This is a genomic window from Lactobacillus sp. MRS-253-APC-2B, from assembly GCF_012843675.1.
Taxonomy (GTDB): Bacteria; Bacillota; Bacilli; order Lactobacillales; family Lactobacillaceae; genus Limosilactobacillus; species Limosilactobacillus pulli.
The window spans coordinates 1-12,083 of the sequence record NZ_JABAFO010000013.1; the positions used below are offsets into that span (position 1 = coordinate 1).

Annotated in this window: 9 protein-coding genes, 1 tRNA gene and 1 pseudogene; 10 read left to right on the forward strand and 1 reads right to left on the reverse strand. The window is 47.6% G+C overall.

The features are described from left to right. Positions 1–76 precede the first annotated feature (76 nt). The 3 genes and pseudogenes from HF864_RS06940 to HF864_RS06950 all read left to right on the forward strand — a co-directional run. A pseudogene (locus tag HF864_RS06940) lies at positions 77–355 on the forward strand (MFS transporter); the annotation flags it as partial. Between the two features lie 74 nt (positions 356–429). After that, positions 430–503, forward strand: a tRNA-Thr gene (locus tag HF864_RS06945). A gap of 136 nt (positions 504–639) precedes the next feature. After that, positions 640–1,803 carry a cation:proton antiporter gene (locus tag HF864_RS06950; RefSeq protein WP_169462264.1) on the forward strand — a complete coding sequence of 388 codons (1,164 nt, stop codon included), beginning with the start codon at positions 640–642 and terminating at the stop codon, positions 1,801–1,803. Positions 1,804–1,843: 40 nt separating this feature from the next. Here HF864_RS06950 and helD read toward each other — a convergent pair whose 3' ends face one another. Beyond that, positions 1,844–4,159: an RNA polymerase recycling motor HelD gene (gene helD / locus HF864_RS06955; RefSeq protein ID WP_169462265.1), complete on the reverse strand. Its 2,316-nt coding sequence runs from the start codon at positions 4,157–4,159 to the stop codon at positions 1,844–1,846. A gap of 174 nt (positions 4,160–4,333) precedes the next feature. Here helD and HF864_RS06960 point away from each other — a divergent pair, with 174 nt between their 5' ends. The 7 genes from HF864_RS06960 to HF864_RS06990 all read left to right on the forward strand — a co-directional run bounded on the left by HF864_RS06960 (position 4,334) and on the right by HF864_RS06990 (position 12,076). After that, positions 4,334–5,284 (forward strand): Ppx/GppA family phosphatase, encoded by a 951-nt coding sequence (locus HF864_RS06960; protein WP_169462304.1) that lies wholly within the window; start codon positions 4,334–4,336, stop codon positions 5,282–5,284. Further along, positions 5,268–6,572 carry a hydroxymethylglutaryl-CoA reductase, degradative gene (locus tag HF864_RS06965; protein ID WP_169462266.1) on the forward strand — a complete coding sequence of 435 codons (1,305 nt, stop codon included), beginning with the start codon at positions 5,268–5,270 and terminating at the stop codon, positions 6,570–6,572. The genes HF864_RS06960 and HF864_RS06965 overlap by 17 nt, the downstream gene beginning before the upstream one ends. Further along, a complete protein-coding gene (locus HF864_RS06970) occupies positions 6,550–7,521 on the forward strand; it encodes an IpaB/EvcA family protein (protein WP_169462267.1) in 972 nt (323 codons plus the stop codon). Before HF864_RS06965 ends, HF864_RS06970 begins: the two co-directional genes overlap by 23 nt. Positions 7,522–7,537: 16 nt before the next feature. Next, positions 7,538–8,254, forward strand: coding sequence for an NAD-dependent protein deacylase (locus tag HF864_RS06975; RefSeq protein ID WP_169462268.1), 717 nt, complete (start codon positions 7,538–7,540; stop codon positions 8,252–8,254). Between the two features lie 78 nt (positions 8,255–8,332). Further along, complete coding sequence (locus tag HF864_RS06980) at positions 8,333–9,187, forward strand: DUF72 domain-containing protein (RefSeq protein WP_169462269.1); 855 nt, start codon at positions 8,333–8,335, stop codon at positions 9,185–9,187. Positions 9,188–9,257: 70 nt separating this feature from the next. Beyond that, positions 9,258–11,282 carry a methionine--tRNA ligase gene (gene metG, locus HF864_RS06985; protein ID WP_169462270.1) on the forward strand — a complete coding sequence of 675 codons (2,025 nt, stop codon included), beginning with the start codon at positions 9,258–9,260 and terminating at the stop codon, positions 11,280–11,282. Continuing rightward, positions 11,282–12,076: a TatD family hydrolase gene (locus tag HF864_RS06990; protein WP_169462271.1), complete on the forward strand. Its 795-nt coding sequence runs from the start codon at positions 11,282–11,284 to the stop codon at positions 12,074–12,076. Before metG ends, HF864_RS06990 begins: the two co-directional genes overlap by 1 nt. Positions 12,077–12,083 lie beyond the last annotated feature (7 nt).

Below are 12,083 nucleotides of genomic sequence, written 5' to 3' on the forward strand. Positions count from 1 at the left end.
GCTGGCTGCCTAATAAAAATTTTTATTCAGTTTACAAGTAATTAATATTCAATTCCAGCTTTTTGGGTACACACCAATTCTGGCTATTTTAGTTGGGACCAGCCAGGGCGGCATTCAAGCTTTGAGTCGCTCTTATTTTGGTCGGCTAATTCCTAAAACCGACAGCAGCGAGTTTTTCGGTTTTTATAACATTCTGGGCAAGTTTTCGGCGATTCTGGGACCGGTTTTGGTTGGGCTGGCAACGCAATGGACGGGCAACTCGCGCTGGGGAATCTTTTCTTTGGTAATTCTTTTCGTGATCGGTCTGGCTATCTTCTTGATTCTGCCGCACCTGAACGATGTCAAACCAGAATAGGCAGAGTTAAAGATCAGATCAAACGGCTTGACTGCTGACTTGCGTGAAGCGCGATTCTTCGCTATACTACCAGTGCCGTCTTAGCTCAGATAGGTAGAGCACATCCATGGTAAGGATGAGGTCGGCGGTTCAAATCCGCTAGACGGCTCTATAAAACAGGCAGTAATTTAGAAAGGCTTTCTGCAGCTTGGCAGAAGGCTTTTCTTTTTTGATGAAGCCAATCATTGTTTTTGGTAAGATAAAAATATAGTTTTGTTTTTGAACATTGAAGAAAGGGGAAAGACATGAGTTTTATTGCCACTTTGGCGGGAATCCTTTTAGCCACGCAGCTTGTTTCACACTTGTTTGTACGGTGGGGCATTCCCGATGTCATTGGGCAGATCTTAGTCGGGGTCGTGGCAGGACCGGCTATGCTGAATTGGGTTCACCAAACGGAAATGATCAATGAATTCCAAGAAATCGGCGTGATTATTCTGATGTTTATCGCCGGTTTGGAAAGTGATCTGAACCTGCTGAAGAAGTATCTTAAGCCAGCAGTTGTCGTGGCCTTGATGGGGATGATTCTGCCAGTCGTGGTCATGGGATTTGCATCAGACTTGTTCGGGATGCAGTGGTTTGAGTCATTGTTTGTCGGCGTGATTTTTTCAGCCACCTCTGTCAGCATCTCAGTGGCCGTCTTACGTGAGTATCGCCAGTTAGACAGTAAAGAAGGGGCCACGATTCTGGGGGCAGCGGTTGCTGATGATATTGGCGGCGTGATTGCGCTGAGTATTTTGATCAGTATGATGCGTGGTCAGGGATTTGATGGCGAGCAGAATATGAGTCTGGGGCTGACCATCTTTTTACAGCTGCTGTTTTTTGTTGGCACCTACCTGCTGGTTAAGTTTTTAGCGCCCTATCTGATGCATGCCAGTCAACGCATGCTGACAATCGCGGCCCCTGCAGTCGCGGCAATGATCATCTGTCTGACGATGGCCGCGCTGGCTGATAAGGTTGGCTTGAGTGGCGCTGTGGGAGCATTCTTTGCCGGAATCGCGATCGGTAATACCAAGACCAGCGAAGTCGTTAACCAGAGTTTCGTACCGCTTGGCTACGCCCTATTTATTCCGGTATTTTTCGTAAATGTCGGCTTGAGCATGCGGCTGGATCACTTTATCGACTCGCTTATGTTTATCGTTGTTATGACGATTCTGGCTTGTTTGACTAAGCTGATCGGCTGTGGCGGCGGTGCCAAACTAATGGGCTTTGACTTTAACAGCAGCTACGTGATCGGCAGTGGGATGGTTGCCCGGGGCGAAATGGCACTGATTACGGCTCAGATCGGCTATGAAGCTCATCTGCTTTCTGAAAAATACTATTCTGATGTAATCACAGTCATCGTTTTAGCTACGATTTTAGCACCATTCATCTTGAAAAACGCGCTTCAAAAAACTAAACAGACGGCATAAAAAAGTCCTCGTGCAATCGCACGGGGACTTTTGCTATTGTTTATTCTTCAATCATTTCAACCAGCTGGGCCGCATTTTGATCAATTGCTGAACTGATGGGACCGGCACTGATCAAGGTCAGCTCATGCATTGCACGTGAGGCGATGGTATAGATTAAGCCAACTGCCTCAGGTCTTGGCATATTTTGGTTCGAAACGTCCCAAGCAATGGCAGCGTCAAATTCCAAGCCTTTAGCCAGATAAATCGGCAAGATTACGATTCCGGTCGGCAAAACGCTGTCTTGGTTGTTGAGCAGGTGAGCGTTTGACTTAAACCGACGATGCAGCGTTTGATAAACCTGCTTTGCCTGCGCCTTATCCTTGGTTAAGACGGCAATCGTGGCGTATTTTTGATGCAAAATGGCTGCTTGCTCCAAAAGTACGGTTGAAGCTTCATTTGCATCGGCAGTCTTGATCAGCTTGGGCTTGGTACCATGACGGGTAAACGAGACGATCTGATCGCCATCTGGTAAGAGACTCTTGGCAAAATCCGTAATCTCCATGGTTGACCGATAGCTGCGTTTGAGTTCGATTAAGTTGGGCCGTTTGAAGGCCAGTGCCGTGTTTAATTCATTTAAGAGCTGTTTTGGCAGCTGCAACGGCTTAAACAGCGCCTGCTCACTGTCGCCTAGAATCGTGAAGCGAGCCTTGGGGAAGGCGTGTTTTAAATAAATCAGCATAGCTAGTGAGTAGTCTTGCATCTCATCGATAAAGACGTATTCAAACGCCCGATTCTGACCGCTGCCGCTCATCAAGTCACGCAGATACATCAATGGTGCTGTGTGCATCAGTGCCATGCGATGGTATTCAAGCTGCTGGCGAAAGGCAAAGAGCATAGACTGCCACTCGTGGTCTGCGATTTTTTCAGGCAGTGCAAGCCACTGCAAAAACTTTTCGTATTGAGTGTTAAAGTCGATGAAATAGTTATTGTAGATAGCGTCATAAACGATCCGCAGCCGCTTTTTGGCCAGCTGATACGATAAGTAGGCATACTGGACGTCTTCATCTTCAAAGTCGTCAATAGTCTTTTTGCCATATAGATTATGCAGGCTGATAACGTCTTGATCGTTGAGCTCTTTGGCAATCCAATCGCTTTTGGCCACTTCACGAATCTGGCCTTTTAATTCCTTGATTAAAATGTTTTTGGTTTTGAGCAGGCGGTCGGCAATCGTCATAGCAGCCGGCTGCGTTTGGTAGATTGCCTGAACGTGGGCGGCAGTAAAGAATGGCTGCTGCCTAAAGTTCAGAGCGGTAAAACAGATGTCGTCTGCATGCTGCTGTAGATATGCCAGGTAATCTTTTACCTTATGCATGCAGTCGGAGCCCTCCAAATAGTTGGCGATTGCTAGATTAACGTCTGGATTTTGCGATCGTGTCTCATAGCGCTCAAACAACGACTCCACGTTCAAGCCCTCAAATCGTCGTCGCAAAAAGCCTTCCAGCGTTACCTGGCGCATGTTGCGCTCACCTAAGCTGGGCAATACGTCTGAGATGTAGTGACTAAACAATAGGTTGGGACTGAACAAAACGATCTGATCGGCATTGAGTGCGGCGCGACTGTGATACAGCAAGTAGGCGATCCGCTGTAAAATGGCTGAGGTTTTGCCTGATCCAGCCACCCCTTGTACCAGTAAGAGATCGCTTTTGGTATCTCTGATGATGTCGTTTTGTTCTTTTTGAATCGTTGCCACGATGTTTTGCATGTATTGATCGTTTTGATGACCCAATGCCTCTTGCAGCATCTGGTCGCCAACGGTCTCATTGGTATCGAACATGTTGACGATCTGGCCGTCTTTAATGGTAAACTGCCGCTTTTTAACCAGGGTCGTCGTCTGCATGCCGGCTGGGGTCTGATACTGAACCTTGCCCAGCGTACCGTTGTAATAGATTCCAGAGATCGGTGCACGCCAGTCATAGATGATAAAATCGGTCTTGTCATCGTTCATTAATGAAGCCGTGCCGATATAAAGCGATTCGGGCTCTTTTTCGCCAGGATCCAGAATATCAATGCGGCCAAAATAAGGCGACTGCTTTAATTGCTGCAGCGTGTGCAGCTGTCGTTTCAAAATAGTTTCGTTTTCTACCGTTCGCGCCACCAGCTGCCGCTGCTGCTCTAGCTCGGAGCGGGATTCAGCAATATCGTCGACTTCATAGCGGTTGATCGACGCATTTTCACCAAAATTCTTTTCCACGGCCCGCGTTTCTTGATGGGCACTGGCTAAAGCTGCCTGCGTTTTTTTAATCTGAGCATCGATCTGTTGAATTGTCCAGTCGACGCGTTGCTGTTCATATTCACGTTCTGAGTATTCGTCTGCCAAACTGAATTCCCCACTTTTTCCAAAAATTGCCTAATTATTTTAGCACGTTCGAACATGGATTGCGGGAAAAGCGAATTTTAATGGCAAAATCGGTGTTTATGATGGCAGATAATGGTAACATTAAATGGATATTGAAAAAAATAATGATCAACAAATCATGCGGAGGTGAAAGTGGTGGAAAACCTCGCGATTGTTGACCTGGGATCAAATTCAGCTCGAATGGCGGTAACTGAAATCTCTCCGGATGGGAAGTTTCGGGAAATCAAGCGCGTTAAGGAAAATACGCGTCTTTCAGAGGGGATGGGTCACGAAAAGATTCTCCAGCCCGAGGCAATGGAACGCACAATCTTGGCAATCAAGCACTTTAAGCGTCAGTACCAAGGCCTGCCCAATCTGCAAGTACAAGCGATTGCAACGGCAGCAGTACGCCAAGCCAAGAATCGACAAGAATTTCTTCAACGGGTCAAGCAGGAAACCGGTCTGACGGTCCGTGTTCTTTCCGGCTATAAAGAGGCATATTATGACTATCTGGGCGTAGTGCGCACTTTAAAGCTCAATCATTGTCTGATCCTGGATGTGGGTGGGGCCAGTTGTGAATTGGTCTTAGTGCAGCATCGTAAGGCTCGAGACTTGATTTCACTGCCGATCGGTGCGGTTAACCTTTCCGAGCAGTATCATTTGGGGGGCTATGTGCGCAGTGCCGATCTTTTCAAGGCTCAAGCGGCAGTCTGTGATCGTCTCAATAAGATTCCATGGCTGCGCTATGCTACGCGCATGCCGATCGTTTTGTTGGGCGGGGCCAATCGTACGCTGGCCCGGATGAGTCGCTCATATCGCCATAAGAATCGCGGCTCGATTCATGGTTATCGGCTAACGTCACGCGTAGTCTATGCAACCTACCGTGAGCTTTTGAGTCGTAATCTGGCTCAGCGCAAGAAGATGCCTGGTTTGGAACCAGATCGGGCTGATATTATCATCGGCGGGATGTTGCCATTGGTGACGCTTTTGGAACGCAACAGCGATGGCCGCGTGATCTTTTCGGAAAGCGGCGTTCGTGAAGGGATTATTACCGAATATATTCAGCAGCGTGAAAAACGGAGTCAAAACGATGAAAAACAACGATAACAATAATGATAATTCTGACTGGATGCATGGACTCTACCGACTGTCGGATGCTCAGCGGCGTCAGATCATCAGTGATCGATTTAAGCTGAATGATGACAAACGAGAGCTTTTGGCTCGCAATGCCAGTCAGCTGGGCAATCAGCTGATCGAAAACTATCTGACTGATTATCGATTGCCGGAAGGTTTGGTTACCAACCTGGTCGTTAACGATAAAACGTATGCCGTACCAGTGGTTACTGAAGAACCTTCTGTTGTAGCAGCAGCGTGCAACGGTGCTCGACGCGTGGCTTTAAGCGGCGGCTTTTTTGCTCCGGATGCCAAGCGAGCGATGCTGGGACAGGTTGTCTTAAAAAACGTTGCTGATCCAGACAAGCTGCAAGACTGGCTGACCGGTCACGAAACCGAGATTCTGGCGGTTGCCAATGCTGCGCATCCTTCAATGCAAAAGCGTGGCGGTGGGGCCAAAAAAATTCGGCTCAGAAAAATTGATCCGTTTGTCAGTGTTGATCTGATTATTGGCGTAGGTGAAGCCATGGGAGCCAACACGGTTAATACAATGGCCGAGGCGGTTGCTCATTACCTAAAGGCTCATAATTATGACGTCTTGACGGCTATTTTGACCAACGCGGCATTCATGAGCCTGCAGTCAGCTGCTTGTCGGGTTAGTTTTAAGAATCTGGCAACCGCGACCATGGATGGAGCTACCGTGGCTTTACGGATTGCAGACCTGAGTCAGCTGGCGCAGGTCGATCCATATCGAGCGGCTACTCATAACAAAGGAATCATGAATGGCATCGATGCATTGATGATCGCCAGCGGCAATGATTGGCGGGCCATCGAAAGCGGAGCATACGCCTATGCAGCAAGCAGCGGTCAGCTTAAAGGACTCAGTACCTGGGAAATTGACGGTGATGCCTTATTGGGTCGCATAAAACTGCCATTACCGGTGGGAACGGTTGGTGGCTCAATCGGCCTGAATCCAATGACGCGGCTCAATTTTAAGATTAATGACATTCAATCAGCTGAAGAATTGGCAAAAGTAGCTGCCAGCCTTGGTCTTGCCCAAAATCTGGCAGCGTTGCGAGCCCTGGCTACCAGCGGCATTCAAGCGGGCCATATGCAGATGCAGTATCGTTCACTGGCGGTTGTGGTAGGAGCAAAGGATAAAGAAATTCCGGCCCTGGTCAAGAAGCTCAAGCAAATGCCACAGGTCAGTCAGGCAGTTGCCAAAAAAGCACTGCAGGAATTGAGAAAGGATTCAACAAATGACAGAAGAACAACCGATTAAATTAAATCAAGAAGCGCAAAGTCTTTTGGATGCCGTTAATGCCATCTATCCACAAGGCAGCGTTTTTGTGCAGTTTGAAGGCGAAAAATCTGGCTGGCTCAGACATGATCAGGCCCGTCAGACCACATTGCCTGGGGGCTTGGTAATCACGGTAACCGACTTGACGGCACCTGACTATACTGCCTCACATGAATTACTGCACCTGCTGATGCTTTTGCGTGGTTTTCCCCAGATCTTTTTCCAGCTTTCACTGGGCAATGAAGAACTTGATGAGCAGATGATGATCATGGCGACCGATCTTTACGACACGGTCATGCATCGCGTCGTAGTTTCTGAGCAGCGCAAGCACGGCTTGGTTGACGATCAGATCGAAGAAGAGTACTTTAAGGGCATCGAGCATACCTTGACGCCGGAGTCCGATCAGGTTGATGATGAACGAACGATGCGGCTGCTGACGCTTTTGGATGCATTGGTCTTTTATGGTACCGGTGATCATCTGGATGAATATAAGGCACGAATGACCAAGCTTTATCCATTGGCAGCTAAAGCAGCTGAGCAGATGTATGAGAAGCTGGTTGCAAAGCCGATTGACTCGCCGTTTGACCTGCGTCGCAACGTCGTCAAGCTGTTTGAGCTGTTTGATGAGCAGATGACGGCTTGGAATCTGCCTAAATTGCACAACAAGGAATTTGTTACGCTGTCACCAGTCTTGAGTGAGCGACAATTGCGCTTGAGCGTACGCCAGGTGTTTGAAATCTTCCATTCTGACATGAAGGATCGGAAAACCGGCAAGCGGGCCTACATCGGCGTACGGCGCAATGACGGGCAGAACTCATTTACGATTCCAGCACCTGAAAACGATGCGCCAGCTGAATTTTTAAAGCTGTATGATGAACCAGTGGAAAAGCTGCTGACGGATCTGAACGTGCCATTTATTGTTAGAAAATAACTAAGGAAGTGGTTTGATGGATGCTAAAGATCAAGAATTATTCGATCAGGCAAAACAGATTGTCTTTTTAACCGGCGCTGGCGTCTCAACGGCTTCGGGAATTCCGGATTTTCGCAGTGCCAATGGCTTGTATACACAGAATCACAATGCAGAATACTACTTGAGCCATCGTTATTTTGAAACGGATCCGGATGGCTTTTACGAGTTTTGCAAAAAGAACCTGTATTTTCCTGATGCACTGCCTAACCCGATCCATCAAAAGCAGGTTGCCTTAGCTCTTCAAAATCGAGCGGTAATCATTACCCAAAATATCGATAATCTGTATGAGCTGGAGTTTCAAAGACAAGGTGCCAAGCCCAAGCATCTGATTGACTTTCATGGTAATCTGTATCATGTTTACTGTGAGAAATGCGGGCAGACGGTGCCAGTCAGTGAGTATTTAAACAGCCGGCTGCACAGTACCGATCAAGGCCCGCTGCGTCCTGATATTGTCTTGTATGATGAGGGCATTAAGCAAGATGACATCTTGGATTCGGTGCATGCCATGCAAAAAGCCGATTTAGTGGTAATCGTTGGTACCAGCATGCGTGTTTATCCGTTTGCTGGCTTGTTGGAGTATCGCAATCCGCAGGCTAAGGTAATAGCAATCAATCAAGAAAAGCTTGATTTCCCATTTGACTTTGAAATGATTCAAGCCGATGCTACCAGTTTCTTTGCCCAACTGCATGCCTAAAAGCCACTCAAGGCCCAGCCTGCCGCTGCAGACTGAGCCTTTCTTAATCCAGCCGTTTAAAGCGAAAGGGGCGGTTTTATGACTCAGATTACCATTGGACTGACGACTTGGTCAGAGCATCCAGCACTGATAAAAAATCAGCGCCAGACAACGACGCTCAATGAATATGCTCAGCATTTTCCAACCGTTGAACTCGATACGTTTTTTTATGCTCTGCCTAAGCCGACGACGGTTCAAAAATGGCTGACCGAGGTACCGCGCAATTTTCAGTTTATCGTTAAGGCGCATCGACTCATGACCCAGCACGAAAAACTGGATAAGCAGGAACCAACGCTAAAAGAGGTATTTGAAAGCTACCGTTCTGCTATCATGCCGCTGGTTGCCGCTGGCCGGTTAAAGTGCGTGCTGTTTCAGTTTCCGCCTTTTTTTGATGCACAGCTGGATCATATTGACTATCTGCGTCAGATCCGTTTGCTGATGGGCAATCTGCCACTGGCCGTTGAATTTAGAAATGCCAGCTGGTATCAGCCCGCGATCTTGCAGCCGTTGACTGAGTTTTGTCGCGATTTAAAGATTACCCTGGTGGCTGCCGATGAGCCGCATGATACGCTGACCAGCGTGCCATTTTATCTGATTGTGACCAATCCTGAACTGGTATTGATTCGACTGCACGGTCGCAATCGCGAAGGGTGGAATCATCCAGACAAAGAATGGCGCAAAAAAAGGACGCTCTATCGCTATTCAACGACTGAGCTGCAAGGACTGGCAGCATTAATTGACAATCTGCAGCCGGCTCCAAAAGAGATCTGTGTTATCTTTAACAACAACTCCGGAAAGGACGCGGCTCCCAACGCCATGGAGCTGCAGAAGATCATGCATCTAAGTTTTAATGATTTGGCGCCGCATGATCCTGAACAGTTGAATCTGTTCTAAAATCAGTAAAAACGGTTCATTTTATGTTAAACTAAAGATTATTAAATCCGTATTAGAAAGAAGGGCCAACATGGCTGAACAAAAACCAACCTACTATATCACGACACCTATCTACTACCCATCTGGCAAGCTGCACATCGGCAATTCCTATACCGAAGTTGCCTGTGATGCTGAAGCCCGCTTCAAGCGTCTCGATGGCTACGACGTCTTCTTTTTGACTGGGACCGATGAACATGGTCTCAAGATTGAAGAAAAGGCTGAAAAGCTTGGTATGGAGCCGCAAGCTTACGTTGATGAGATGGCAGCCGGTATTAAAAAACTGTGGAAGAAATTGGAAATCTCCAATGATAAATTTATTCGGACCACCGATGACTATCACGAAAAGGCCGTCCAAAAAATCTTCCAAAAGTTTGTTGACCAAGGTGACATCTACAAGGGCGAATACGTTGGCTGGTACTCAGTTGACGACGAAGAATACTTCACCGAAAGTCAGCTGGCTGAAGTCTACCGTGATGAAAACGGCAATGTTACTGGTGGTAAGGCACCGTCTGGTCATGAGGTTGAGCTGGTTAAAGAAGAGTCTTACTTCTTTAAGATGAGCAAGTACGCGGACTGGCTGATGAACTACTACAAAGAGCATCCTGACTTTATCGAACCGCACACGCGGATGAACGAAATGGTCAAGAACTTCTTGGAACCTGGCCTGGAAGACCTGGCAGTTACGCGGACCTCATTCAACTGGGGGATCAAGGTGCCAAATGATCCAAAGCACGTCGTCTACGTCTGGATCGATGCACTGTCCAACTATATTACGGCACTAGGCTATGGCAGTGATGACGACAGCCTGTTTAAGAAATATTGGCCAGCTGACGTTCACATGGTTGGTAAGGAAATTGTGCGCTTCCACACCATCTATTGGCCAATCATGCTGCACGCCCTGGGACTGCCATTGCCAAAGCACGTTATCGGTCATGGCTGGCTGACGATGAAAGATGGCAAGATGAGCAAGTCCAAGGGTAACGTCATCTACCCAGAAACTTTGGTTGATCGCTATGGCCTGGATGCTACGCGCTACTACCTGTTGAAGGCAATGCCATTTGGCAATGACGGTGTGTTTAGTCCTGAAGACTTTGTCGACAAGGTCAACTATGATCTGGCAAATGACCTGGGGAACCTGCTGAACCGGACCGTTGCCATGATCAACAAGTACCAAGGCGGCGTTTTAAAGGGCGAAAATGCGGTAACGACCGCCTATGATCAAGACCTTGAGAATACGGCTGAACAAGTCTTTGCCGAATATAAAGATCTGATGGACAAGACGCATTTTGCCGATGCCTTGAGTGCCGTTTGGAAGTTGATTGCACGTGCCAACAAGTACATTGATGAAACCACGCCATGGCTGCTGGCTAAAGATGAAGCCAAAAAAGAAGAGCTTTCTGATGTAATGACGCACCTGGCTAAGAGTCTGCGCATGGCAGCCGCAATGCTGCAGCCAGTAATGACGCATGCGCCAAAAGAAATTCAGGAACAGCTTGGTCTGCCAAAAGAAGGCATCTCCTTGACTAACCTGTCATTTAACGACTTCCCAGCTGAAGTCAAGGTTGTAGCCAAGGGAACGCCAATCTTCCCACGGCGCGATGTTGAAGAAGAGGTTGCCTTTATCAAGAGTCAGATGAGTGCCAACCAAAAGGCCAAGGGTCGCAAGGCAATGGCTGAAGCGGCTGAAAAAGCCAAGCCACAGACTGAGACGGCAGAATTGAAAAAAGACATTCGTATCGATGTTTTTGACAAGGTTGATCTGCGGGTTGCTCAGATTAAGGCAGCTGACCATGTTGAAGGGGCCGACAAGCTGCTCAAGTTCCAGCTGGACGATGGTACGACTGAGGGACGTCAGATTCTGTCCGGTATTGCTCAATGGTATCCAGATCCAAGCGTGCTGGTTGGCAAGAAGGTATTGATCGTTGCCAATTTAAAGCCACGTAAGATGCGCGGCGAATTGAGTCAAGGCATGATCCTTTCTAATGAGGATGCAGCCGGCAACGTACAGGTCGTTACGGTTCCAGAAAATATGCAACCAGGGACGACGGTCTGCTAATGTCTGGATTAAAACCAAACTTAAAAATCTATGACTCACATACGCATCTAAACGATGATGCCTTTTATAGTGACGTTCCGGCTTATCTAGCAAGGGCACGGCACTTTGGCGTTGTTGAAATGAATATGATCGGTTCCAATGAACTGCTCAATCAGCGTGCTATTGAGCTGGCGCATCGCTATCAAGGAATGCATGCCGTGATTGGCTGGCATCCTGAGGACATCGCGCGTTTTGATGCAGCGGCTGAAAAAACGCTTTTAAATCAGCTTGAAGATCCCTCCGTCGTTGGTATCGGTGAGATTGGATTGGATTATTTTAACGATGAGCATTCACCGCATGATGATCAGAAGCGAATTTTTGAGCGTCAGCTGGCAATTGCCAAAGACATGCATCTGCCAGTCTCAATTCATTGTCGTGATGCGTTGGCTGATACCTATCAGATTTTGAAGTCCGCGCATGTAGATGAGTTTGGCGGCGTTATGCATAGTTTTAATGGTGATGTTGAATGGATGAAACGCTTCTTAGATTTAGGAATGGAAATCTCCTACAGTGGCGTTGTAACGTTTAACAGTGCCAAAGACGTGCAAGAAGCGATGCTAAAAACGCCATTGGAGCATTTGCTGGTTGAAACGGATGCACCATATCTAACACCGGTGCCATATCGCGGCCAGCAAAACGAACCAGGCTTTACGCGCTTTACAGTCGAAAAAATCGCTGAATTGCGCGAACAATCGTCAGTTGAGGTGGCGTTGGCAACGTTTGACAATGCCAGTCGTCTGTTTTTGAATCATTAATGAAAGG

Coding starts and splice junctions, on each gene's coding strand:
- HF864_RS06950 (WP_169462264.1), top strand. CDS start 640: ATGAGTTTTATTGCCACTTTGGCGGGAATCCTTTTAGCCACGCAGCTT.
- HF864_RS06965 (WP_169462266.1), top strand. CDS start 5,268: ATGAAAAACAACGATAACAATAATGATAATTCTGACTGGATGCATGGA.
- HF864_RS06970 (WP_169462267.1), top strand. CDS start 6,550: ATGACAGAAGAACAACCGATTAAATTAAATCAAGAAGCGCAAAGTCTT.
- HF864_RS06975 (WP_169462268.1), top strand. CDS start 7,538: ATGGATGCTAAAGATCAAGAATTATTCGATCAGGCAAAACAGATTGTC.
- HF864_RS06980 (WP_169462269.1), top strand. CDS start 8,333: ATGACTCAGATTACCATTGGACTGACGACTTGGTCAGAGCATCCAGCA.
- metG (WP_169462270.1), top strand. CDS start 9,258: ATGGCTGAACAAAAACCAACCTACTATATCACGACACCTATCTACTAC.
- HF864_RS06990 (WP_169462271.1), top strand. CDS start 11,282: ATGTCTGGATTAAAACCAAACTTAAAAATCTATGACTCACATACGCAT.